Raw genomic sequence first — 23215 nt, forward strand, 5'->3', positions numbered from 1 at the left:
GCCCGGCGGCCGGGCCGCGGCCCGGGCGGCGGCCCGCTCCCAGGGCGGCAGGGGATCGCGTCGCCGGGCCCGTCCGGTGCCGCGCGGCAGGCGGGTACTGAGGATCATCGGGATGTGTCTCGCGATCCTCGTCCTGGGCACGGCCGGGGCCGGCTGGTGGTTCTACCAGCATCTCAACGGCAACATCAACAGTGTCGCGCTGAACGGCAAGGGGGGTACGGAGAAGGCCGACGCCTTCGGCCGTACCCCGATCAACATCCTGGTCATGGGCTCGGACGGCCGGACCAGCAAGGCGGACTGCAAGCTGGGCGGCGGCTGCTCCCAGACCGGAGTGCAGAGCGGAAACGGCAACGCGGACGTGCAGATGGTGGTGCACATATCCGCCGACCGCTCCAACGCCACCGTCATGAGCATCCCCCGCGACACCATGGTCGACATCCCGGCCTGCAAGGACAGCGAGAGCGGCCAGTCCACGTCCGGCTACTACGGCCAGATAAACAGCGCGCTGCGGTACGGGCCCGCCTGCCAGGTCGCCACCATCCATCAGCTCACCGGCATCCCCATCGACCACTTCGTCAAGCTCGACTTCTCCGGCGTGGTCAAGATGTCCGACGCGGTCGGCGGGGTCTCCGTGTGCGTCGACAGCAACGTGTACGACACCTACTCGCACCTGAAACTGTCGAAGGGCGACCACACCCTCAAGGGCGAGGCGGCCCTCGAGTTCGTCCGCTCCCGGCACGGCTTCGGGAACGGCGGCGACATCGGTCGTACGGTCTCCCAGCACATCTTCCTCAGTGCGATGATCCGGAAGTTCAAGAGCGCGGGCACGCTCACCGACCCCACCGCGGTCTACGCCTTGGCCGATGCCGCGACCAAGGCGCTGACCGTGGACGACGGCCTCGGCAGCGTGAAGAAGCTGATCGGGCTCGCCGACGACGTGAACAAGGTCCCCACCAAGCGGATGACCTTCACCACCATGCAGACCGCCGTCGACCCGAACGACACCAACCGGGTGGTGGTGGGCGCGGGTGCCAAGGCCCTCTTCACCAGCATCGCCGGCGACCAGTCCCTGAGCACCGGCTCCGGCAAGAAGTCCTCGGCGGCCTCCGCGACGGCCACGGCCTCGGCGGTGCCCGCCTCCCGGATCGCCGTGACCGTCGAGAACGGCACCGAGATCACCGGCCGCGCCTCCGATGTGGCGAACGCGCTCACCGGTCAGGGCTTCAGCTCAGCCACGACCACGGCCAACGCGCCGAGCCAGGCGACAACCACCAGCCTCACCTACGGCACCGGCCAGAAGGCCGAGGCCCAGACCGTCGCCAAGGCGCTCGGACTGCGCACCTCGCACCTGAAGGAGGGCACCGGCAGCGGCCTGACCCTGGTGATCGGCAGCGACTGGACGAGTGGCACCACATTCCCGGGCGGCTCGTCCTCGGCGGCGCCCGCCGACGCGAAGGCCGCGGTGTCCAACGCCAACGCCCAGACCGCCGACGAGGCCAAGAAATGCGCCCAGGTCAGCACCTTCAAGACGGTCTCTCTCAACGGGGTCCCGATGACACCGGCGCAGGCGTACGCGGCGGCCACCGACAAGAAGGACTCCGACGAGTGAGGCGGGGACCGCATCCGTGGTTGTACAGTTGCGCAAGCTGGCAACAATGAGCGCGGAGAAGGGATGTGCGGCATGCTGCGGAACGGACTGGAGCCCTGGCACCTGCTGATCGTGGCGATCATGATCATCGTGCTGTTCGGCTCGAAGAAGCTCCCTGAGGCCGCTCGTGGACTCGGCAAGTCGATGCGCATCCTCAAGAGCGAGGCCAAGGCCATGAAGGAGGACGGCGCCGCCCAGCGCGCCGCCACCCCGGCCGAGTCCGCGCCTGCCCAGTCCGCCCCGCAGGTCGCCCATTCCGCGCCCGCGGAGACCACGGCGGCGCAGCGGGCGGCCGAAACCGACCCGGCCCGCTGAACTCCCGTACGCCGGGCGGAGCGTGAGGGGCACCGGACGTGCCGCGACGGCTCCGCTCAGAGGCGGATGACGACGAGAGCGGTGTCGTCGGCGTTGCCGATGGGTGGGAGGAGCTCGGTCAGGAGCGCGTCGGCCAGTTCCTCGGGGGCGGCGTGGCGGTGGCGGATGAGCGCGTCGGTGAGACGGGCCAGGCCGGTGTCGATGTCCTCGGTGCGGCGCTCGATCAGACCGTCGGTGTAGAGGACGAGCGTGGCGCCCTCGTCGAAGGGCGCGGTGGCCTCCGGGCGGGTGGCGTGTTCGGGGCTGGCGCCGAGCGGCGGGTCGGTGGCCCGGTCCAGGAAGGACACCGTGCCGTCGGGGTGCAGCAGGGCGGGCGGGAGGTGGCCCGCGCTGCTGTAGGTGAGGGTGTGGTCGTCCCAGTCGATGAAGGCCGTCGCCGCTGTGGTCGACTCGGCGCCGTCCACGGAGCGGGCGTACAGCCCGAGGGCCTCCAGAGCCCGGGCAGGGCCGTCGGCGACGCGGGTGGCGGCGCTCAGTGCGCTGCGCAGCTGGCCCATGACGCAGGCGGCCGCCAGACCGTGGCCCACGACGTCACCGACGGCGACGGCGAGACGGTCGCCCGGCAGGTCGACGAGGTCGTACCAGTCACCGCACACATTGAGTGCGCCCACGGCGGGCCGGTAGCGGACGGCCGCCTGATGGTGGTCCAGAGGTCTGGGGGCGGGCAGCAGGGCCTCCTGAAGGGCCAGGGCGACCTCGCGTTCGCGGGCGTGGGCCTGGCGCAGGCGTTCGTTCACCTCCTGGAGTTCCCGGGCCCGGGTGTACAGCTCGGCCTCCAGGACGCGAGCCCGGCTGTCGCCGCCCGGTCCGCCACGGGCGCGAATGAGTTCGGTGACCTCCTCCACCCGGTGCACCAGCAGTGTCACCTTCCCGTCGGTGCCGAGGACGGGGGCGTTGACGGGGCTCCAGAAGTGTTCCTGCCAGTGGCCGGGCCGCTGGGGATCCTCGATGTCGTAGCGCACCACCGCCATCGTGTCGCGCTCGCCCGTGGCCACCGCGCGCAGCATCGACTCCCTTGTCTCCCGCATTCCGGCGGCGGCCGAGTCATGGGGGTTCTCGGGGAAGACGTCGAAGATGTAGCGGTCCAGCAGTTGCTCACGGGTGCGACCGGTGAGGCGTACGAAGTCGTCGTTGACGTCGACGTACACCAGTTCGGGTGTCAGCAGGGCCACCATGCCGGGCAGGTCCCGGAAGACCGCCGCGTAGTCGATCTGCGGTTTCCTCATGTGCAGCCTGCCTCGACACGAGCCATCATGATGTGATTTTCCACGATAGATGGGAACGGCTCGACGTCTCGACAGCTACGGTCGTCACGCGGCCGGTGAACGGCTTGGTTCGGATTCGTCGTGGGCGCGGCCCTCCGGCCGAGCGCCCGAGTCCCGGAAGGACCCACTCGTATGCGTTACGCAGTCCTCGGCACCGGCATCGTCGGCAGGACGATCGCCGGCAAGCTCGCCTCCCTCGGCTTCGACGTCGTCATCGGCACCCGCGATCCGGGAGCCACCCTCGCACGTACCGAGCCCGACGGCATGGGCAATCCGCCGTTCGCCCAGTGGCACGCCGACCACGGCCAGGTGCGTCTGGACACCTTCGAGGCGGCCGCTGCCTTCGGTGAGACGGTCGTCAACACCACCGCAGGCGAGCAGAGCCTCAACGCCCTCCAGGCGGCGGGCACCGCCAACCTGAGCGGCAAGGTCCTCATCGATGTCGCCAACCCGCTGGACTTCACCGCCGGCATGCCGCCGACGCTGGACCCGGTCAACACCGACAGCCTCGGCGAACGTATCCAGCGCGCGTTTCCCGAGGCCAAGGTCGTCAAGACCCTCAACACCATGAACTGTTTCGTCATGGTGGAACCGGCCCGGGTGGCGGGGGAGCACACCGTGTTCGTCAGCGGTGACGACACCGGCGCCAAGAAGGCTGTCACCGCGCTGCTGGGGTCCTTCGGCTGGCCCGAATCCAGCGTGATCGACCTGGGCGACATCACCTCCGCCCGCGGCGCGGAGATGCTCCTGCCGATCTGGCTGCGCCTGTTCGGCACGCTCGGCCACGGCGACTTCAACTTCCATGTCCAGGGGGCCCGGTCGGGCGGCTGAGCCCACCGTTCCGTACGAGACAGGAGGAGAGGGCATGCGCGAAGAGTCCATCGACCTGCGGGAGACCGTCCGCCGACGGTACGCCGCGGCAGCCGTCCAGGTCACCGAGGGCGGCGGTGCCTGCTGCGGGGCCGAGCCGGTCGAGGTCGACGAGAACTTCGGCTCGACCCTGTACGGCGCGGACGAGCGCGACACGCTGCCCGCCGAGGCCGTCGCCTCCTCCCTCGGCTGCGGAAACCCCACCGCCGTGGCCGAACTGCGCGAGGGCGAGCGGGTCCTCGACCTCGGCTCCGGCGGAGGCATCGACGTCCTGCTCTCCGCGCGCCGCGTGGGACCGACGGGCAAGGCGTACGGGCTGGACATGACCGAGGAGATGCTCGCCCTCGCCCTGGCCAACGCGGCGAAGGCGGGCGCCACCAACGTGGAGTTCCTCAAGGGCACCATCGAGGCGATCCCGCTGCCCGCGAAAACGGTCGACGTCGTGATCTCGAACTGTGTGATCAACCTGTCGGTCGACAAGTCCGCCGTTTTCGCGGAGACCTTCCGTGTCCTCAGGCCCGGCGGCCGCATCGGCGTCTCCGACGTCGTGGCCGACGACGCCCTCACCGCCGAACAGCGGACGGAACGCGGAGACCACGTGGGCTGCATCGCGGGAGCCCTGTCCTTCGCCGAGTACCGCGCGGGGCTGGCAGCCGCCGGTTTCACCGGCATCGAGATCGTCCCGACCCACCAGGTCGCCGACGGCATGCACTCCGCCATCGTCCGCGCCACCAAGCCCGCGGCCGGCCCGCACATCACCGTCGACCAGGCCAGGGGCCAGAACTAGACCGCACACCCGCGCGGAACCCGGACAGTCCCTCCCTCAGCCGGCCGCCGGACGCACCGAGTCCCGGATCACGAGCTGCGTGCTCAGCACCACGTGGTTGTCGGACGCGAACCCCACCTCGCGTTCCAGAGCGAGGCGTACGGCGGTACGGCCCAGTTCCTCGTACGGGACCCGGACCGTGGTCAGGGCCGGGGTCAGGTCGGCGGCGAACGGGACGTCGTCGAAGCCGACCACGGAGACCTCGCCCGGGACGCTCAGTCCGGCCTCGCGCAGGGCGGCCAGCGCCCCCAGCGCGACCACGTCGGACCCGGCGAACACCGCCGTGAACCCGACCCCCGTGCGCAGTGCCTCCCGGGTACGCAGATAACCCGACGCCCGGGTGTAGTCCCCGCTCGTGTCCAACTCCCCGGCGTACGGCGCGCCGTGGGCGCGCAGCGCGTCCCGGTAGCCAAGGCGCCGCTCCTCCGCGCTGCTGAAGCCCGGCGCACCAGTGAGGAACAGGACCCGCCGATGACCAGCCGCGAGCAGGTGCGCGGTGGCCTGGAAGGCGCCGCCGCGGTTGTCGTAGTCCACGACGGTCGCCGGCACACCCGCGGGCAGGGGCGGCCTGCCGCACAGCACCAGCCGGGACCCCGCGGAGTCCAGCGCCTTGGCGTATCCGGCCATACGACGGTGATAGGCGTCGTCCGTCACGGTGCCGCCGACCAGGAGGACCGCCGCCGCGTGCTGTTCCCGCATCAGCTGTACCAGGTCGTCCTCCCGCTTGATGTCGTCCTTGGTCGAACAGACCAGGCTGAGTCGGCCCCGGCGGCCGGCCTCCTCCTCCACGCCCGCCGCCACATGGGCGAGGGAGGGGCCGGTGATGTCACGAAGGACCAGGGCGACGGGCCCGGCGACCCGGCCGGAGAGCGCCTTGGCGTGGACGTTCACGACGTAGTGGAGGGATTCGACGGCGGCCATGACCCGCTCCCTGGTCTCCGCGGACACCGGGTAGTTGCCCGCCAGCGTCCGGGAAACGGTTGCTACGGAAACACCTGCCTTCGCGGCGACGTCGCGGATCGTGCTGGGCCTGTCGGCCGGCTTCCTCTTCCGCTTCGCCCTCTTCGCCTCCTGGGCGCCGGATGGCTCTTGCTCGTCCGTCACGGCTCCGACGTTACTGCACCGGCTCGCGCCGGTGAGCCCGACGGCCGGAAAGTACCTTGGGAGTGCAGCAAACGTTTACAGTGCGAAGAGCGTCCGCCCACCGTCCGCCGAGCCGGCCGGACAGCAGGTCAGCTCGGCTTCAGGACGACCGCCTGGCCACCCGCCGGGGCCATGGCCACGCTCAGTGTGCTCTCCGAGGTGACGGACCGGGAACTGACCACGACCGGGGTCTGGTACGGAGCCGCCCCGGGGACGCCGTCGGCGTACACGGTCGCCGTGTACGTTCCGCCGCCCAGGAACGACAGCGGGACCGACAGGGTCCGGGACGTCTCGTCGGTCATGGCGCCGAGGTACCAGGTGTCGCCGCTGCGACGGGCGACCGCCACGTACTCGCCGATCGACCCGGCCAGGGTCCGGCTCTCGTCCCAGGTCGTGGGGACGGAGTCGAACCACGGCAGTCCCGGCCAGTTCGCCGCGTTGGCGTACTTGGACGGCTTGTCGTACCAGAAGAGGAAGTTGAGCGGCTGGTAGTACACCGCGGCCATCGCCATCTGGTGGGCGTTGGTCGTCCTGTCCCGTGACTGGCCGTAGCAGATGGTGTAATCCATCGGGCCGCCGATGTTGCGGGCGAAGGGGAGCGTCACGTTGTGCGTGGCGGTCGGGAACTGCTCGTTGCCGCGAACGCCTTCCAGGCTGATCCAGTTGGGGTAGGTGCGCTCGTAACCGAACGGTCGTACGTCGTCGTGCATGTCGATCAGCAGGCGGTACCTGGCGGCCGTCCTCGCCCAGTCGGTGATCTGGTCGGTCATCGCCTGCGTGCCGTCGTTGATGAAGCCGAGCTTGATGCCCTGCACGCCCCAGCTCCGGTAGAGGCCGAAGAGGGAGTCCGCGTCGGTCAGCGCGAGCCGGTTGACGTAGAGGAAGACACCGACGCCCTTGCTCGTGGCGTACGAGATGACGGATGGGAGGTCGATGGCGGCGATCGGCCTGGTCGCGTCGGTGGTGGTGAACTCGGGGCCGTACCAGCCGGCGTCGTACTCGATGTACTGCAGGCCCCGGGCCGCGGCGAAGTCGACGCCGGCGAGGCCGGCGGCGGTGCTCAGTTCGCAGCGGAAGACCTTGCCCGGTTTGATCCAGGAGGTGTCGGTGAGGGCGTTGGGCGGGGCCAGGTTGAGTATCAGCTCGGCGTTGTCGACCAGTTCCGCGTGGGTGGAACCGATTACTATCGCGCGCCACGGCGTGGCGAAGGGGGTCGTGACCGTGCTGGTGGTCTCGACCGTGCCGGTTCCCCGCGCGGTGTGTTCCATCAGGAACGCGGAGAGGGTGCCCGGCTGCCCGTCGGTCGAACTGAGCATCAGGCGCGGGAAGTCGAGCCGGGCCGACTCGCAGACGCAGGCGATGAGCCCGTCCGTGAGGGTGGCGGTCAGTGGCAGGTCGGTGAGGGGACCGTTGTCCGTGCCGGAGGTGCCGGTGACGGGGATGGAGCCCGGCGGCACCGGCAGGTAGGCGTCCTCGTCGCGGGCGCTGTAGACGGTGGTGTCGTCCGGGAAGACGAACGTGGTCAGCTCGTCGGAAACGGTGGCGGTGCCCTCGTCGAGGAGGAGGTGGCGCAGGGCGACACCGGTCCTGTAGGCGCGGATCTGGACGCCGAAGCGCACCCCCGAGGCGCGGTCCCGTAGATTCCAGCGCTGCTCCTGGTAGTGGTCGGTGACGGTGGCGTTGCGGCCGTACACCGGGTTCCACGTGGTGCGGGCGGTCCCGTGCCGGTGGTGGGTCACCGTGACGTCGTTGCCGAGGACGGTCCCGTCGCCCAGTCGGAGACCCAGGGCGGAGGTGTCGACGACCGTCCTGCCGTGGTGGTGGACGGACCACCGGAGCGCTCCGTCCACCACCGACATCGTGATGGCGTTGCCGCCCATGCGCGCGGTCGCGCGGAGCGGACGCCCTGCCGCGGCGGCTCCGTCGGCGGCGTGGGCCGGCTGCGTGCTGGTCTGCGCCGCGGAGACAGCGACGGTGACGGCCGCCGCGCCCCTGAGCACCCCCCGACGCGACAACGCCCCCGGGGCGCCGGCTCTGTCCCGCGTGGGCTCTTCCCGGTCCTCTGTGGTTCCCATGGCGGGCGCTGCCTCTCCATTGAGTAGACGCTTGAGTAAACGTTTTCTATCTGAGGAATGTTGTACGGGGGTGACGAACCCGGGTCAAGACCTGCGGAGGGCGGAAGACTCGTGGGGCCCGTGCGGGAGGGTGGCCAGGGCCCCCGGGGGTGCCTAGATCTTCCGCATACGGACGGCGACGAAGAACGGTGTCTGGTGAGTCTTGAGGTAGCGGCTCTCGTCGACGCGGCGGGCGGCCTCCGTGGCCCGTGGCTCCACGAACCGCTCCAGGGCGAACCCGGCGTCCAGGAGTTCGCCCAGAAAGGTCTGCATCGTCATGCGGCGGTGGGAGTTGGTGGTGCCGCTGTCCCCGAACCGCGTCTCGACACGCTCCTCGTCGAAGTAGGAGCCGCCGTGCCAGACCCAGTCGGCGGTCGGGTGGACCGTGGAGACCAGCAGGATTCCGCCGGGACGCAGGACGCGGTGCAGTTCGGCCAGCAGTTGCCGACGGGCCTCCAGGTGATGGTGGACCAGGGCCATGACCACCAGGTCGAACGAGTCGTCGGGCAGGAAGCCGAGCGGTTCCTCCAGGTCGTGGTGGTGCAAGGTGACGGCGTCGTCGCCGACGCGATCCCGGGCATGGCGCAACAGCGTCGCGCTGCCCTCGACGCCGACCACTTCGGCCGCGCCCCGTGCCCGTAGTTCCGTGATGTAGTGCCCGGCGCCGCAGCCGACGTCCAGGACGCGCAGCCCGGTGACGTCACCGGCCAGGGCGAACATGGCGGGCCGATCGGTGTGGGCGTTGTAGGGGCCGTCGGTCGCGTTGTCGGCGAAGTAGTCGCCGAGGACGCCCTCGTAGGCCGTGTCGATGCGCATCTCGGCATGCTGCCAGCGGGGTCAGGTGGGGGCAATGGTCGTTGGCTGGGGGCGTGGTGCTTGGTCGGCTGTGGTGCTGTGTGGGTGCGGGCGCTGGCTCTGGGGACACCGTGGAGTGGCTCGTGGCTCCCTGGTGTGTGGGGGAGGTTGTCGGCGAGGGGGTTCTCGTGGGCGGTGTCGATGGGTGGGTCGGCGTGCCGTCAGCGGGGTCAGGCGGGGACAGCGGTCGTCGGTTGGGGGTCCCGGTCTCCGGCCGGCCGCAGTGCCGCGAGGGCCGCGAGTCCCGCCGTGACGCCGACGGTGAGGGCGGCCGGGACGCCTGTGCCGAGCGGCGAGAACATGTGCACGGGGCCCCATACGGCAGCGGTGTCGTCGATCGCCATGTGCAGGACCTGGCTCGCGAGCAGTCCCAGCACGGTCGCGCAGACCGCGCCCACCGCCATCGCCGGCGCGGTGGCCCGGGTGAGCAGGCCGGGCAGCAGGCGCAGTGACCACCACACCACGGTCAGCAGGAGGATGTCGGCGGCCCGGTACAGCAGCCACGGGCCGAGAGCCGTGCTCGCCGGCCCGGTCCAGGCGCCGAGCAAAAGCCACTGGCGCAGCAGGTCACCGGGCTCGGACAGCAGGCCCGCCCCGCTGAACGACGTCTGGATCCAGGCCGCCACCGACCGGTACGACAGAACCAGCAGCGACAGCGCGACCACCGCCGTTCCGACGCTCGCGGACAGGCGGGCGGCGCGCGGTGACACATCGCGCCGGGGCGGTGGGTCCGTGTCCTTGACGGTGACCCGCGCCACCAGCACCGTGAGCAGCGCGGTCACCAGGCCCGCGAACACCGCGACCGGCCCGCTCGACGCGATCACCCCCGCAAGCTGCGGCAGCACCCGGTAGCTGCCGCGCCCCCGGGACGCGATCAGCCAGGGCGCGGAGACCGTCACGGCCAAGGTCGCGGCCACCGGGCTCCAGGCCCACAGCGCGAGCAGCGTGCCCGGCGTACGGCCCTGCGCCGGCGGGATCCTGCGGAGCAGCAGCAGCGCGCCGGCCAGGAAGAACGCGAAGAGGGCCACGAACCTGATCTGCATCGCGGTGCCGTACAGATCGGCATACCGTGCGCTTCCGCCCAGGTCCGTGCCCGCGTCGGCGGAACCGTCGGACGGCAGGGCCACCGAGGAGTCGTACGACCAGGGCATGAGCCAGCGCCGGAGTTCGTTCACGGAGTCCACGTCGAACACGCTGGTGCTGCCGCGCAGTTGCAGCGCCTGCGCGCCGGCCCCCGCCCACCACAGCAACAGTGTGATCAGCAGGGCGCCGACCAGGGCCGGTATCACCGCGCGCCGATATGCCATGACTTCCCCCGCGTTGAGCCGTTGTCCGTGGCTGTCTCGAACAGATGAAGCGTAGGGCGTGATGATCGCGTGCGGCGCGAGTGGGTTCAGCCCTGGGACTCTCCCGCGCGGACCGGATCCACAAAGCGCCGCGGCAAGCGCGTGGCACCCGGAGTGCTCGCCTTCCGAGATACTCGCTTGCATGCTCCCGTCAGGCGGGTCAACGTCGCCTGACCGACGACGAAAGCAGAGAAGTTGACCACGCAGAGCCACCCCGTCGACCACGAACTCGTCCAGGCCGCCGCGGAGGTCGCCCGCACGCGTTGCCGAGGCGACAACCACACCATGGCGGCCGCGGCCCGTGCCCGGGACGGCCGGATCGTCACCGCCGTGAACGCCTACCACTTCACCGGAGGCCCCTGCGCCGAGCTGGTCCTCATCGGCGCGGCCGCCGCCCAGGGCGCCTACGACCTGGACACGATCGTCGCCGTGGGAGACCGCGACCGCGGCGTCGTTCCTCCGTGCGGCCGCTGCCGACAGGTTTTGCTCGACTACTTCCCCGACCTCAAGGTCATCGTCGGCACAGCCCCCCGCACCCGGACCGTGCGCATCACGGACCTGCTGCCCGAGAGCTACGTCTGGGCCGATCACCAGCTCGACGCCGAGTGAACAGACCGGCCGTATCGATGAGAGCGTGGCATGGTCATCCATCCGGCGGACAGCAGGTTGGGCAGCGGCTTCGCCGACCTGCCCAGGTGCCGGCGGCCGACCCGAAACAAGGAGCGACAACCATGCGGTACCGCACACTCGGCAGCTCGGACCTGAACGTCTCGGAGATCTCGCTCGGATCCTGGCTCACCTACTCCGGCGGTGTCGAGGCCGACGCGACCCGCGCCTGCACCGAGGCGGCGTTCGACGCGGGCATCAACTTCTTCGACACCGCCAACGCCTACGGCCGGGGGGCCTCGGAGACGGCCTGGGGCGAGATCCTGTCCGCTCACCCGCGTGACTCCTACATCCTGGCCACCAAGGTCTACTTCCCGATGTCCGACGACCCGGCGGACCGGGGTCTGTCCCCCGCGCACATCGCGCAGCAGATCGACGCCTCCCTCACGCGCCTGAGGACGGACCACGTCGACCTGTACCAGGCGCACCGTTTCGACTCCACCGTGCCGATCGAGGACACCGTCGAGGCGTTCCAGAAGGTCGTCGAGCAGGGCAAGGCCCGCTACATCGGCTTCAGTGAGTGGACCCCTGAACAGATCCAGGCGGCGATCGACCTCGCAGGACCCGACCTGTTCGTCTCCTCCCAGCCGCAGTACTCCATGCTGTGGCAGGCTCCCGAGGCCGAGGTGTTCGACCTCTGTGCCGCCAACGGCATCTCCCAGATCGTGTGGTCGCCGCTGGCCCAGGGCGTGCTCACCGGCAAGTACAAGCCGGGGCAGCCCGTGCCGGAAGGCAGCCGGTTCGCCTCCGCGGACATGGCGGTCTCGAAGGACCTGGTCTACAACGACGCCATCCTCGAAGCCGTCCAGCGCCTCGTCCCGATCGCCGAGGAGGCGGGGATGAGCATGCCCACCCTCGCGCTCGCCTGGGTCCTGCGCCGCAGCGAGGTCGCCTCCGCGATCACCGGCGCCTCCCGACCCGAGCAGGTCCACGCCAACGCCGCGGCCTCCGGCGTGGAACTCTCCGACGACCTGCTCACCGCGGTCGACCAGGCCCTCGGCGACGTCCCCGTCACCGAACCCACCCTCGCCCCCGCCGCCGAGGCAGGCATCAAGCACCGCTGAAGTCCTGCGGCTGACAGCTCCGGTGGGCCGGTCGGAAGGCACCCGGTCAGACGTCGGTATGCCGGGGGAAGGCTCGCCGAGGTCGGTGGGTGCCGGGGGACCGGGGTGGCGAGTGATGGGGTCCCGGTCTGTCGGCTGGTTGACGGGGTGGCGAGTGATGTGGTCCCGGTCTGTCGGCTGGTTGACGGGGTGGCGAGTGACGTGGTCCCGGTCCGTCGGCTGGGCGCACGCTCCAGTCGGGGAGTGTCGCGGTGCGGTCACCGACCGTGGCCCGCCGTCCGATCGACCGCCACCACGCCGGTGGGCCCCCCAAGTCGCCGCCGCCCAGGCCTGGTCGGAGCGTCTGACTCCACCTGAGCGGGGCGTGCTCGCCGTGCTGCCCAGGGGGAGACCAACACGGACATCGCCGCCCGCCCCGCCATGCCCGAGAGCACCGTCAAGGCCCACGTCAGCCGCGTCCTGACCGCCCTGGATGTCACCAACCGCGTCCAGGCGACCCTGCTGGCCCTGCTGGCCCTGCCGGCCCGCGACGCGGGGCTCCCGGCGACCGGCGGCGGTGGCTCCTTCGACGCCCAACCTCCCGCGGTGAGTCCGGCCGGGTGCGCGGTCCTGCGGGCGCCGTGTGATTGACGCCCCCGCGCCCTCTGCCTACCGTCGCCCCAACACGTCCGAACAGGCAGGCCGACGATGACAGACTCCCCGGGAACCACCGACTCCCTCGGATCCCCCGACCACAGATCCACCGCCCGGCAGCTCCAGGTGGAGACGCACGGGCTGGACGTGATCGGTGACGCCGAACGCAAAGGCACCCCGCGGACCCTGTTCTGGCCATGGTTCGGCGCCAACGTGTCCATTCTCGGTCTCAGTTACGGCTCCTTCGCGCTGGGCTTCGGGATCTCCTTCTGGCAGGCCCTGGTGGCCGGCGTGATCGGGATCGTCTTCTCGTTCCTGCTGTGCGGCTTCGTCGCGGTCGCCGGAAAGCGCGGCTCCGCGCCGACGATGGTGCTCAGCCGCGCCGCCTACGGGGTGCGCGGAAACCGCCTCCCGTCGGTGGTCTCCTGGGTGCTCACCGTCGGCTGGGAGACCGTGCTGTGCGCCCTCGCCACGCTGGCCACGGCGACCGTCTTCGGACGGCTGGGCTGGGGCGGCGGCACGGAGACCCAGGTGATCGCCCTGGTCGTGGTCGCGGGGCTCACCGTCGTCGGCGGGGTGATGGGCTTCGACCTCATCATGCGGCTGCAGACCGTGATCACCGTGGTGACGGGGGTACTGACCCCGGTGTACGTCGCTCTCGTCGCCGACCACATCCACTGGAGCACCGTCAGCGCCCTCCCGGCGGGCTCCGCCCAGGAGTTCATCGGCGCGCTGGTCTTCATGATGACCGGCTTCGGCCTCGGCTGGGTCAACGCCGCCGCCGACTACTCCCGCTATCTGCCCCGGACCTCGTCGAGCCGGGGCGTGGTCGGCTGGACCACCTTCGGCGCCTCCGTGGCCCCGCTGCTCCTGCTGGTCTTCGGACTGCTGCTGGCCGGATCGTCCACCACCCTGAACACGGCCGTCGCCGCCGACCCGATCGGCGCGCTCACCACCCTTCTGCCCACCTGGTTCCTCGTGCCCTTCGCCGTCGTCGCGGTCCTCGGCCTGGTCGGCGGCGCGGTCCTCGACATCTACTCCTCGGGCCTCGCCCTGCTCTCGGCGGGCCTCAGGATCCCGCGCCCGCTGGCGGCGCTCGTCGACGGCGTCCTGATGATCGCGGGCTCCGTCTACATCGTGTTCCTCGCCGACGACTTCCTCGGCCAGTTCATGGGCTTCCTCACCACGCTCGGCGTCCCGATCGCCGCCTGGTGCGGCATCATGCTCGCCGACGTCCTGCTGCGCCGCCGCGACTACGACGAGGCCGACCTCTACCGCCCGGGCGGCCGCTACGGCGACGCACCGCCCACCCCGCTGATCCTCACGGTCCTCGCCACCGCCCTCGGCTGGGGCCTGGTCACCAACTCGGCCGCGAGCTGGCTGGACTGGCAGGGCTATCTCCTCGGCCCGTTCGGTCTCGGCGGCAAGTCCGGGTCCTGGGCGTACGCCAACCTCGGCGTGCTGGCCGCGCTCGCCGTTGGTTTCCTCGGCACCCTGGCCCTCGGCCGCCGACGGGTCCGCGCACAGGAGGGCGTCGTATGACGGCGGGGTTGCTCGCCGTCATCGACATGCAGCGCGTCTTCGCCGAGCCCGACAGCCCCTGGGCCGGCCCTCGTTACGCCGAGGCCGCAGCAGGCATACGACGACTGCTGCCGGCCTTCGGCGACCGGGTCACCTTCACCCGCTTCGTCGCCCCCGACAAGCCCACCGGCGCCTGGCGGGCCTACTACGCGCGGTGGCCCTTCGCCCTCCAGCCGCCGGACGCCCCGCTGTGGCGCCTCACCGACGACTTCGCCGACCGGGCGCCGCACGTCATGGACGCGACCACATTCGGCAAGTGGACCCCCGAACTGGCCGCCCGTGTCGGCCCCGAGGGCCGTCTGGTCCTGGCCGGTGTCAGTACCGACTGCTGTGTCCTGTCCACCGCGCTCGCCGCCGCCGACGCGGGTGTCGAGACCCTGGTGGTGTCCGACGCCTGTGCCGGGGCCGACGACGCCTCGCACGCCAGGGCGCTGGACGTGATGGAGCTGTACGGGCCGCTGATCCGGGTCGTCACGGTGGACCAACTGATCGGAACCTGAAGGTACTTGGCGATATCGGGTCGGTACCGTGCGGCGCCCGGCCGTGTTGAGTCGCCGGTAGCGCATCACGGACGGACGGCCCCACATGTCAGGAGGCATCGTGACAGCGGTTCCCGCGCGGTGGAGGCACCCTTCACCCTCGCCGAGGACATCCGGCTCGCCCTGACGTTCCTCGACGCCGGACGCATGGCCTGGGACGTCCTCCAGGGCATCCTGTTCCGCACGGCCGGATCCCGCCATGCGCGCGAGGGCGAAATGGATGCAGCACTGCTTCCGGGACGCGGCCACGTACTGGACCTATGCCGGGCCCGGCATGTACGAGCCGCTCCTGCCGCGGGTCGGGTGCGAGACCCTCGGCCTGCCCTCGGAACACATCGCGCTGATTCCCTGACGTCCGAACGCATGCTCTCGGCACGCTCGGGTACGCGAGCAGCACCGCGCCCCCGGGCGATCATGCCCGTGGGTGGGACGCACGACCGCCGCTACCAGGGGATCTGCCATGGACACACCCGCCAATGACCATAACGCCACACCGGCTCAGCGGGCGCTGGACGCGCTGACGCAGAACACCGAGGACACGACGGCGCTGGACACGCTCGCGACCAGTGAGGTGCTCATTCCGGTGCCCGACGACGCCGCGGACGAGGACACGACCGTGGCGCTGCCCGTGCTGGAGCAGCAGGACGGCGCTCCCGTGGTGCCCGTGTTCACCTCGGAGACGGAGATGGCCGAACTGCTTCCGTTCGTCTCCCGCTACCGCCTCGTGCCGCTGGGTGCGCTCGCCGCGCAGTGGCCTGACGGCGACCTCTCGCTCTCGATCGACGCCAGCTCCACGCACCCGCTCACGCTCACGTCCGAGGGCGTACGCACCCTGCTGGCACGTCCGTAGGGCCGACCGTACGCCGACCCCGCATAACGGGGCCCGGCCATCACATGCGACGGAGGGGGAGCAGCCGGGCCCGCAGCGGGGCGCGACCTGCTCCCGCTACCGCCCAGGCTTCCGCATGCGAGAACAGGGATGAGCGGCGCCGACCCTGCTCATCCCCGGCGCGCTCTCCCTCACCCATGACCTTCGAGCATCTTCGCCAGCACCCCGCGCTGGAGCGGCAGTACCTCCGAGTGCAGGGCACGGCCCTTTTGGGTGAGTGACACCCACACGCCCCGGCGGTCCTCCACACACATGGACCGCTCCACCAGACCGTCCTTCTCCAGGCGGCCGATCAGGCGGGACAGTGCGCTCTGGCTCAGATGCACCCGGCCGGCGAGGTTCTGCACGCGGCACTGGTCGCCCTCGCGGGGCGACTCGGTGGCGAGGATGTCGAGCACCTCGAAATCGCTCGCGCCCAGCCCGTGCGGGTGCAGCACGCGGTCGATCTCGCACATCGTGCGCGCGTGCACCGACAGGATGTCCCGCCACCGCTCCTCGAGACCGGTCGCGACCGTGTTCACCGCCATACATGCACGGTAACACCGATCCGGTCATTGTTGCCTGTACAACTAGTGCGTATGCAAGTAAGTGTCAGGCCTGCGGATCCTGCGTGATCCCCACCAGGTTGCCGTCCGCGTCCTTGACGAAGGCGATCAGCTTGCCGCCGCCGACGTCCTGGACGTCCTGCAAGGTCTCCGCCCCGGCCGCGACCAGCGCCGCGAGCGTGGCGCGGATGTCGTCGACGTGCCAGTAGGGCACCGGGCCGGTCATCCCCCTGGCGTGTCCGTTCGGGTCGAGGCCGACGTCCTGCCCGGCGTCCTTGAAGCCGACGTAGTACGGCTCGTCCGCATACGGCTCCACGCCCAGCAGCGCGCCGAACAGGGCCTTCGCCGCGGCCAGGTCCTTGACGGGGTAGATGATCGTCTTGAGGCCGGCAGTCATGGTGTGCTCCTTCGTGTGGGTCACCGACTGTCTGTGTCGGTGGTTTCACGCTAGGCCGGGGAGGGGAGCCGCGCTTCTCCGATCCTGATCGAGTGAGCTCCTCAAGAGCGCACACCAGCGCGTGGATCGCTCCACACAGGGTCGGCGCGCCGACAACAGTGGTTCCCCGAGCCCTGACGCATCGATCAGGGGCCGCGAAAGCCCGATCCCCTCCCGCCCGGCCGTACGCCCGCGGTGCGGGCCACCCGGCCCCCGAGCCCCCGCTCAGGTCGACTCGCGCCGCACCAGCTCCGTGGGCAGGATGACCGCCGCCGGGTCCTCGCCGCCCAGCTGGGCCAGCAGCACCCGCACCATCTCGGCGCTGATGCGGTCGTAGGGCTGGCGGATCGTGGTGAGGGGCGGGGTCGCCTCCGTCGCCGCGATGGAGTCGTCGAAGCCGCCCACGGCCACGTCCTCGGGGACCCGTCGGCCGGCCCGGCGCAACGCCGTCAAGGCGCCGAGGGCCATCAGGTCGGAGGCGACGAACACGGCGTCCAGGTCGGGTGCCCGGGCCAGCAGCTGTTCGGCGCCCGCCTCTCCGGCGGCCCGGCTGTAGTCGCCGGAGACGACGAGCCGCTCGTCGATCTCGACACCCGCCTCCGTCAGCACCTCCTTGTAGCCGGCGAGCCGGTCGACGCCGCCGGGCGAGTCCAGCGGGCCGGTCACGATGCCGATCCGGCGGCGGCCGAGCGACAGCAGATGGCGCACCATGTCACGGGCGCCGTCGCGGTCGTCCGCGGCCACGTAACTCACCTTCGAGCCGGACCTCATGGGCTTGCCGCACTGGACGACGGGCACGCCCGCCTTGTGCAGCTCCTCGGCCACCGGGTCGGCGGAGTGGCTGGTCACCAGCAGGACGCCGTCGAGGTGGCCCGCGGTGATGAACCGCTTGATCCGGCGCCGCTCGTCATCGGTCCCGGCAAGCATCAGCAGCAGCGGGATGTCGTGCGCGGCCAGCGCCTGGGTGCAGCCGCGCAGCAGCACGTTGAAATTGGGGTCCTCGAAGAACCGCTCCTGGGGCTCCGTGAGCAGGAAGCCGACGGAGTCGGAGCGACCGGTGATCAGTGAGCGGGCGTGCCGGTTGACGACGTACCCCGTCTTGCGGATGGCGGCGTTGACCGCTTCGAGGGCGGGCGGGCTGACGTAGTGTCCGCCGTTGAGCACACGCGAGACGGTGCCTCGCGAGACCCCGGCCTCGCGGGCCACGTCGTGGATCGTCGGCGGTCTGCGCCGGGCCCCCGCATTGTTCATGGTCAAGACTCTAAGGCCCTTGAGGGCGGGGGAGAGGGCGCTCGTACGGCGGGATGGCGGTCGGGGGATGCGACCGGTCTGGGATCGTGCACAGAAATGCGTCAGGTAAGGCACTTGGCAAGGGTTACCTCTGTGCGGTTATCTTGGGCCGCACGCTTCTGGAGCCGTGTGTGCACGTTCCCAACCAATCGAAACGGGAGAGACCCATGCCGGAGACCACCCCCAGGGGCCTCACCAGGCTTGCCTTCGGCGGGGACTACAACCCGGAGCAGTGGCCCGAGAGCGTCTGGGACGAGGACGTTCGGCTGATGCGCGAGGCCGGGGTCACCATGGTCAGCGTAGGGATCTTCTCCTGGGCGCTCCTGGAACCGGAACCAGGCGTGTACGACTTCGGCTGGCTGGACCGGATCCTCGCCCTGCTGCACGAGAACGGCGTCCGCGTCGACCTCGGCACGCCCACGGTCGTCCCGCCCGCCTGGTTCTACCGCGCCCACCCCGACGCGCTGCCCGTGACGGCCGACGGCACCCGTCTCGCGTTCGGCTCCCGCGGCGCCATCTGCCACAGCAACAGCGCCTACCGCGCGACCGCCGCGAACATCACCACCCGGCTCGCCGAGCGCTACGCCGACCACCCGGCCCTCGCGATGTGGCATGTGCACAACGAGTACGGCGTCCCCGTCTCCGCCTGCTACTGCGACTCCTGCGCCGCCCACTTCCGCCGCTGGCTGTCGACGACGTACGGCGGCGTCGACGGCGTCAACGAGGCCTGGGGCACCGCCTTCTGGGGCCAGCATTACACGAGCCTGGAGCAGATCGACCCGCCGCGCACCGCGGCCACCGTCGGCAACCCCGGCCAGGCGCTGGACTACAAGCGGTTCGCCGACGCGACCATGCGCGAGAACTTCGTGATGGAGCGGGACATCCTGCACCGGCTCTCCCCGGGCGTCCCGGTCACCACCAACTTCATGACCGCGCTCAGCCAGTGCGACTCCGTCGACTACTGGGCCTGGGGCCGTGAGGTCGACATCGTCACCAACGACCACTACCTCATCACCGACGGCCGCCGCACCCACGTCAACCTCGCGATGGCCGCCGACCTCACCCGCTCGGTCGCGGGCGGCGCCCCCTGGATCCTGCTGGAGCACTCCACCTCGGGCGTCAACTGGCAGGCCCGCAACCCGGCCAAGGCCCCCGGCCAGATGGCCCGCAACTCCCTGGGACACGTGGCCCGCGGCTCCGAGGGAGCCATGTTCTTCCAGTGGCGCCAGTCCCGGCGCGGCGCCGAGAAGTTCCACTCGTCGATGGTCCCGCACGGCGGCACCGACACGCGCGTGTGGCGCGAGGTCGTCGAACTGGGCGCCTCCCTGGACTCGTTGAGCACGATCCGCGCCACCCGCACACAGGCGGACGTGGCCGTCCTGTGGGACTGGCACTCCTGGTAGGCGCAGGGCCTCGACTGGCGCCCCAGCGTGGACCACGACGCCCGCGAGCGCGCCGACGCCTTCTACGAGGCCCTCTACGACCGCCACCTCACGGTCGACTTCGCCCACCCGGAAGCCGACTTGTCGGCTTATCCCCTTGTCGTCGTCCCCGCCCTGTACCTGATGACGGAGGCCGCGGGGAACAACCTCAAGGCGTACGTGGAGAACGGCGGCACCCTCGTCGTGTCGTACTTCTCCGGCATCGTCGACGAACACGACGCCGTCCACGCGGGCGCACATCCGGGCGCGCTCAGGGACGTCCTCGGCCTGACCGTCGAGGAGTTCTCGCCGCTGCTGCCGGACCAGTCCGTCCGTGTCACCGGCCCCGACGGCTCCGAGCTCACCGGCGACGTGTGGACGGAGTTCGTGGTGCCGCTCGGCGCCGAGACCGTGTGGACGTACGCCGACGGCCTGGCCGCCGGTCACCCGGCCGTCACCCGGCACCGGCTCGGCGAGGGCACCGCCTGGTACGTCTCCACGCGTCTGGCCGCCCAGGGCCTCGACGCGCTGCTCGGCTGGGCCGCCGAGGACGCCCGACTCCCCGCGCGCGCCGACCTGCCCCATGACGTCGAGGTGGTCCGACGCAACGGAGAGTCCGGTTCCTACGTCTTCGTGATCAACCACACCGCGTCCGAGGTCAAGGTGCCCCTGGACGCGGCGGGCACCGAACTGCTGACCGGTGAACGTGCCTCGGGTCGCCTCGCCGTCCCGGCCGGCGCCGTCCGGGTCGTACGACTCGACGGCTGAACCGACTCCCCTCCGCCCGCGAGACCACGAGCCGCGGGCGGAGGGGCCCCATCTCGGCCGGTGAGGCCCGCCGGACCGGCGGGCCTCGCGCCTTCCCACCGCCGTGCGTGCCGAACGGCCCCTTGTCACAGAGGAGTTCCATCTCGGACAAGCTCGGCGACTCCGGGACAGGGCGGCTTCGACTGCGGGACAGTGGACAGACCAGAAGGAGGGGCGGAGGGGACGAGATGCTGAGGACTCCGGCCGACCAGAGACGCCTGGACATCCTGGAGTGGCTCAAGGACCCGGCCGCGCACTTCCCCGAGCAGCGGCACGGCGACCCGGCCGAGGACGGAGTCACCGCCGACGCCGTCGCGGGCAAGCTCGGCGTCCCCCGCTCGGTCGCGGAGACCCACCTCGGCCTCCTCGTGAACATCGGTCTGTTGCGCACCAGGAGGATCAGGTGGCGCACGTACTACCGTCGCGACGAGATGCGCATCGCCGAGGTGGCGCGCATGTTCGAGAAGGGCTGGTAGCGATCCGCACCGGAAGGGCAGGCACCCGATGGACCGTCCCACCGCACTGATTCCCCGCCATTACGTCGCGATCGGCGGCCGCGGCCCCGAGGACGTCGTCGCCGACGCCCGCGGCCGGGTTCTCACCGGAGTGGAGGACGGCCGCATCCTGCGCATCGACGGACTGACGCAGCCTCTCGCAGCCCGGGTCGAGGTGCTCGCCGAGACCGGCGGCAGGCCGCTCGGCCTCCAACTCCTCCCGGACGGCGCCCTGTTGGTGTGCGACGCGGAACGCGGACTGCTGGGCGTCGACCTCGCCGACGGCACCGTGCGCGTCGTCGCCGACGAGGTCGAGGGGGAGCGGCTGCGGTTCACCAGCAACGTGGTCGCGCTGTCCGACGGCAGCGTGTACTTCACCGTCTCCAGCCGCCGCTACCCCCTGGAGCAGTGGATCGGCGACATCGTCGAACACACCGGCACCGGCCGCCTGTTGCGCCTCGCGCCGGGCGACGACACCCCCGAAGTCCTCCTGGAGGGGCTGCAGTTCGCCAACGGCGTGGCCGCGAGCGGCGACGAGTCGTTCCTGGTCGTCGCCGAGACCGGGGCACGCCGGCTCACCCGCTACTGGCTCGACGGACCACTGGCCGGGCGCGCCGAGCATTTCGCCGAGAACCTCCCCGGCATGCCCGACAACATCTGGCGCGGCGGACCGGACGGCCCGGTCTGGGTCTCCCTCGCCGGACCCCGCGTACCCCCGCTCGACCTGCTGCACCGCGCGGCCCCGCCCGTGCGCAGGGCCGCCGCCCGCGTCGCCGTACACGCCCCCTACCGCCCCACGGGCAGCATCGGCGTCCTCGCCGTCGACGACACGGGCGAGGTCGTCCACCACCTCGCCCGCAACCGGTCCCGCTTCCGTATGGTCACCAGCGTCTGCGAGGCCTCCGGCCACCTGGTCCTCGGCAGCCTCCGGGAGCGCGGCATCGCGCTGTGCGAGCCGCCCGCCGCGAAGTGACCCCGGCGGCGACCCGGCGTTAGGCTGGTCCCCGGTCGCGATCACCCTCGCGGCACGGTGGTGGGGCCCGCCGTACCCGAACCGCTGCGGAGGCGCCGCCAACGGTCCCTACTTGCGATCGAGCGCGCCCGCAGGCCGGGCCCCGGCGAGTAGGAGAGACACGACCATGACAGCCCCGGAGCGCGTGCGAGCCCCCGCCGGGCCCGTACGCCAGTCCGTCTGGCAAGGGCAGGCACCCGTGGTCGTGGTGGTCGCGCTCGGCGGCGCCCTGGGCGCCACGGCCCGGTACGCGCTCTCCCTCCACTGGCCCACCCCGCCCGGCGGATTCCCCTGGGCGACCTTCTGGACCAACGTCGTCGGCTGTGCCGTCATCGGCGTGTTCATGGTCGTCATCACCGACGTGTGGGCCGCCCACCGCCTGGTCCGCCCCTTCTTCGGCACCGGAGTCCTCGGCGGCTTCACCACCTACTCGACCTACGCCGTCGACATCCAGAGACTACTCGACCACGGCCGCCCCGCCACCGGTCTGGCCTATCTCGCCGCGACCCTGCTCGCGGCCCTCACAGCGGTGTGGCTCGCGTCCACGGCGGCCCGCCGCGTGCTGAAGTGGAGGCAGCCATGACGCGCGTGCTGAAGTGGATTCGGCCATGACGCGCTTCCTGAAGTGGAGGCAGCCATGACGAGGCTGACCGGCAACGCCCTGCGTCTGACCGTCTACATCGGTGAGAACGACACCTGGCACCACAAGCCCCTCTATTCCGAGATCGTGCACCGCGCCCACGCCGCCGGGCTCGCCGGGGCCAGCGTCTTCCGCGGCATCGAGGGCTTCGGCGCCTCCTCCCTGATCCACACCTCCCGGCTGCTGTCCCTCAGCGAGGACCTGCCGGTGGCCGTCGTGATCATCGACACCGAGACACGCGTACGGGAGTTCCTGCCGCAGCTCGGCGAACTCGTCACCGAGGGCCTGGTGACCCTCGACGACTGCGAGGTCATCCGGTACGTCGGCCGTGACGACAACCAGGACATAGCGGACAGGAAGGGTAAGAAGTCGTTGTGAACTGGCTGCTGGTCGTCATGGGTGCCATGGTCGGCGCGCCACTCCGCTATCTCACCGACCGCGCGGTGCAGTCACGGCACGACTCGGTGTTCCCCTGGGGGACCTTCGCCGTCAACGTCACCGGCTGTCTGATCCTCGGCCTGCTCACCGGCGCCGTGGCCGCGGGGGCGGCCGGATCCCGCCTCCAACTCCTGCTGGGCACCGGCCTGTGCGGGGCCCTGACGACGTACTCGACCTTCTCCTACGAGACCCTGCGGCTCACCGAGACCGGGGCACGCTTCTACGCCGTGGCCAACGCGGTTGCGAGCGTGGTGGCCGGTCTCGGGGCGGCCTTCGTGGGGGCGGCGCTGGCGCGGGCCGTCTGGGCGTAGCCGAATC

General features: G+C 71.0%; 23 protein-coding genes and 2 pseudogenes. 17 read left to right on the plus strand and 8 right to left on the minus strand.

The genetic code is table 11. The annotated features are described in order from the left end of the window. The first annotated feature begins 112 nt into the window (after nucleotides 1-112). Complete coding sequence (locus tag ABZT93_RS39160; protein WP_356113680.1) at nucleotides 113-1609, plus strand: LCP family protein; 1497 nt, start codon at nucleotides 113-115, stop codon at nucleotides 1607-1609. A gap of 72 nt (nucleotides 1610-1681) precedes the next feature. Continuing rightward, a complete protein-coding gene (gene tatA / locus ABZT93_RS39165; RefSeq protein ID WP_356113682.1) occupies nucleotides 1682-1963 on the plus strand; it encodes a Sec-independent protein translocase subunit TatA in 282 nt (93 codons plus the stop codon). 56 nt (nucleotides 1964-2019) lie between these two features. Here tatA and ABZT93_RS39170 read toward each other — a convergent pair whose 3' ends face one another. Continuing rightward, nucleotides 2020-3249, minus strand: a complete 1230-nt coding sequence (locus ABZT93_RS39170) for a SpoIIE family protein phosphatase (protein ID WP_356113684.1) — start codon at nucleotides 3247-3249, stop codon at nucleotides 2020-2022. Nucleotides 3250-3420: 171 nt separating this feature from the next. On the opposite strand from ABZT93_RS39170, the gene ABZT93_RS39175 reads away from it, so the two are divergent. Further along, the gene (locus ABZT93_RS39175; RefSeq protein WP_356113686.1) at nucleotides 3421-4119 is read left to right on the plus strand and encodes an NAD(P)-binding domain-containing protein; all 699 of its coding nucleotides are present in this window, start codon (nucleotides 3421-3423) and stop codon (nucleotides 4117-4119) included. A gap of 34 nt (nucleotides 4120-4153) precedes the next feature. Continuing rightward, entirely contained in the window at nucleotides 4154-4945 is a 792-nt protein-coding gene (gene arsM / locus ABZT93_RS39180) for an arsenite methyltransferase (RefSeq protein ID WP_356113689.1), read from the plus strand. A gap of 36 nt (nucleotides 4946-4981) precedes the next feature. On the opposite strand, the gene ABZT93_RS39185 is transcribed toward arsM, so the two are convergent. The 4 genes from ABZT93_RS39185 to ABZT93_RS39200 all read right to left on the minus strand — a co-directional run bounded on the left by ABZT93_RS39185 (nucleotide 4982) and on the right by ABZT93_RS39200 (nucleotide 10403). Next, a complete protein-coding gene (locus tag ABZT93_RS39185) occupies nucleotides 4982-6004 on the minus strand; it encodes a LacI family DNA-binding transcriptional regulator (RefSeq protein WP_356113724.1) in 1023 nt (340 codons plus the stop codon). Nucleotides 6005-6216: 212 nt separating this feature from the next. After that, nucleotides 6217-8202, minus strand: a complete 1986-nt coding sequence (locus tag ABZT93_RS39190; protein ID WP_356113692.1) for a glycoside hydrolase family 97 catalytic domain-containing protein — start codon at nucleotides 8200-8202, stop codon at nucleotides 6217-6219. A 153-nt stretch (nucleotides 8203-8355) separates the two neighbouring features. Beyond that, nucleotides 8356-9057 carry a methyltransferase domain-containing protein gene (locus tag ABZT93_RS39195; RefSeq protein ID WP_356113694.1) on the minus strand — a complete coding sequence of 234 codons (702 nt, stop codon included), beginning with the start codon at nucleotides 9055-9057 and terminating at the stop codon, nucleotides 8356-8358. A 209-nt stretch (nucleotides 9058-9266) separates the two neighbouring features. Beyond that, the gene (locus ABZT93_RS39200) at nucleotides 9267-10403 is read right to left on the minus strand and encodes a hypothetical protein (RefSeq protein ID WP_356113696.1); all 1137 of its coding nucleotides are present in this window, start codon (nucleotides 10401-10403) and stop codon (nucleotides 9267-9269) included. Between the two features lie 234 nt (nucleotides 10404-10637). On the opposite strand from ABZT93_RS39200, the gene ABZT93_RS39205 reads away from it, so the two are divergent. The 7 genes and pseudogenes from ABZT93_RS39205 (at nucleotide 10638) to ABZT93_RS39235 (ending at nucleotide 15775) form a co-directional block, all read left to right on the plus strand. After that, the gene (locus ABZT93_RS39205; RefSeq protein ID WP_356113698.1) at nucleotides 10638-11051 is read left to right on the plus strand and encodes a cytidine deaminase; all 414 of its coding nucleotides are present in this window, start codon (nucleotides 10638-10640) and stop codon (nucleotides 11049-11051) included. A 122-nt stretch (nucleotides 11052-11173) separates the two neighbouring features. Beyond that, complete coding sequence (locus ABZT93_RS39210) at nucleotides 11174-12172, plus strand: aldo/keto reductase family protein (protein WP_356113700.1); 999 nt, start codon at nucleotides 11174-11176, stop codon at nucleotides 12170-12172. Nucleotides 12173-12402: 230 nt separating this feature from the next. Then, a pseudogene (locus tag ABZT93_RS39215) lies at nucleotides 12403-12712 on the plus strand (helix-turn-helix transcriptional regulator); the annotation flags it as partial. Nucleotides 12713-12859: 147 nt separating this feature from the next. Next, nucleotides 12860-14347, plus strand: coding sequence for a cytosine permease (locus ABZT93_RS39220; protein ID WP_356113702.1), 1488 nt, complete (start codon nucleotides 12860-12862; stop codon nucleotides 14345-14347). Then, nucleotides 14344-14886 (plus strand): cysteine hydrolase, encoded by a 543-nt coding sequence (locus tag ABZT93_RS39225; protein ID WP_356113704.1) that lies wholly within the window; start codon nucleotides 14344-14346, stop codon nucleotides 14884-14886. Before ABZT93_RS39220 ends, ABZT93_RS39225 begins: the two co-directional genes overlap by 4 nt. A gap of 238 nt (nucleotides 14887-15124) precedes the next feature. Next, nucleotides 15125-15277 carry a hypothetical protein gene (locus ABZT93_RS39230; protein ID WP_356113706.1) on the plus strand — a complete coding sequence of 51 codons (153 nt, stop codon included), beginning with the start codon at nucleotides 15125-15127 and terminating at the stop codon, nucleotides 15275-15277. A 108-nt stretch (nucleotides 15278-15385) separates the two neighbouring features. Continuing rightward, complete coding sequence (locus tag ABZT93_RS39235) at nucleotides 15386-15775, plus strand: SseB family protein (RefSeq protein ID WP_020118144.1); 390 nt, start codon at nucleotides 15386-15388, stop codon at nucleotides 15773-15775. A gap of 170 nt (nucleotides 15776-15945) precedes the next feature. Here the strand turns inward: ABZT93_RS39235 and ABZT93_RS39240 are convergent, their stop codons facing one another. The 3 genes from ABZT93_RS39240 to ABZT93_RS39250 all read right to left on the minus strand — a co-directional run bounded on the left by ABZT93_RS39240 (nucleotide 15946) and on the right by ABZT93_RS39250 (nucleotide 18052). After that, a complete protein-coding gene (locus ABZT93_RS39240) occupies nucleotides 15946-16341 on the minus strand; it encodes a MarR family transcriptional regulator (RefSeq protein ID WP_356113709.1) in 396 nt (131 codons plus the stop codon). A gap of 64 nt (nucleotides 16342-16405) precedes the next feature. Then, nucleotides 16406-16756 (minus strand): VOC family protein, encoded by a 351-nt coding sequence (locus ABZT93_RS39245; RefSeq protein ID WP_020138451.1) that lies wholly within the window; start codon nucleotides 16754-16756, stop codon nucleotides 16406-16408. Nucleotides 16757-17020: 264 nt separating this feature from the next. Further along, entirely contained in the window at nucleotides 17021-18052 is a 1032-nt protein-coding gene (locus ABZT93_RS39250) for a LacI family DNA-binding transcriptional regulator (RefSeq protein ID WP_356113711.1), read from the minus strand. Nucleotides 18053-18252: 200 nt separating this feature from the next. Between ABZT93_RS39250 and ABZT93_RS39255 the strand changes: the two are divergent. From ABZT93_RS39255 to crcB (ABZT93_RS39280), 6 genes and pseudogenes are all read left to right on the plus strand, one after another. Continuing rightward, a pseudogene (locus ABZT93_RS39255) lies at nucleotides 18253-20274 on the plus strand (beta-galactosidase). 227 nt (nucleotides 20275-20501) lie between these two features. Continuing rightward, nucleotides 20502-20789 carry a winged helix-turn-helix domain-containing protein gene (locus ABZT93_RS39260; RefSeq protein WP_356113713.1) on the plus strand — a complete coding sequence of 96 codons (288 nt, stop codon included), beginning with the start codon at nucleotides 20502-20504 and terminating at the stop codon, nucleotides 20787-20789. A gap of 28 nt (nucleotides 20790-20817) precedes the next feature. Then, entirely contained in the window at nucleotides 20818-21780 is a 963-nt protein-coding gene (locus ABZT93_RS39265) for an SMP-30/gluconolactonase/LRE family protein (protein ID WP_356113715.1), read from the plus strand. 166 nt (nucleotides 21781-21946) lie between these two features. Then, nucleotides 21947-22402 carry a fluoride efflux transporter CrcB gene (gene crcB / locus ABZT93_RS39270; protein WP_356113718.1) on the plus strand — a complete coding sequence of 152 codons (456 nt, stop codon included), beginning with the start codon at nucleotides 21947-21949 and terminating at the stop codon, nucleotides 22400-22402. Nucleotides 22403-22456: 54 nt separating this feature from the next. Then, nucleotides 22457-22837: a DUF190 domain-containing protein gene (locus ABZT93_RS39275; protein WP_356113721.1), complete on the plus strand. Its 381-nt coding sequence runs from the start codon at nucleotides 22457-22459 to the stop codon at nucleotides 22835-22837. Beyond that, nucleotides 22834-23208, plus strand: coding sequence for a fluoride efflux transporter CrcB (crcB, locus tag ABZT93_RS39280; RefSeq protein WP_356113722.1), 375 nt, complete (start codon nucleotides 22834-22836; stop codon nucleotides 23206-23208). The genes ABZT93_RS39275 and crcB (ABZT93_RS39280) overlap by 4 nt, the downstream gene beginning before the upstream one ends. Nucleotides 23209-23215 lie beyond the last annotated feature (7 nt).

This window comes from Streptomyces sp. NPDC005303, from assembly GCF_040607335.1.
GTDB lineage: Bacteria > Actinomycetota > Actinomycetes > Streptomycetales > Streptomycetaceae > Streptomyces.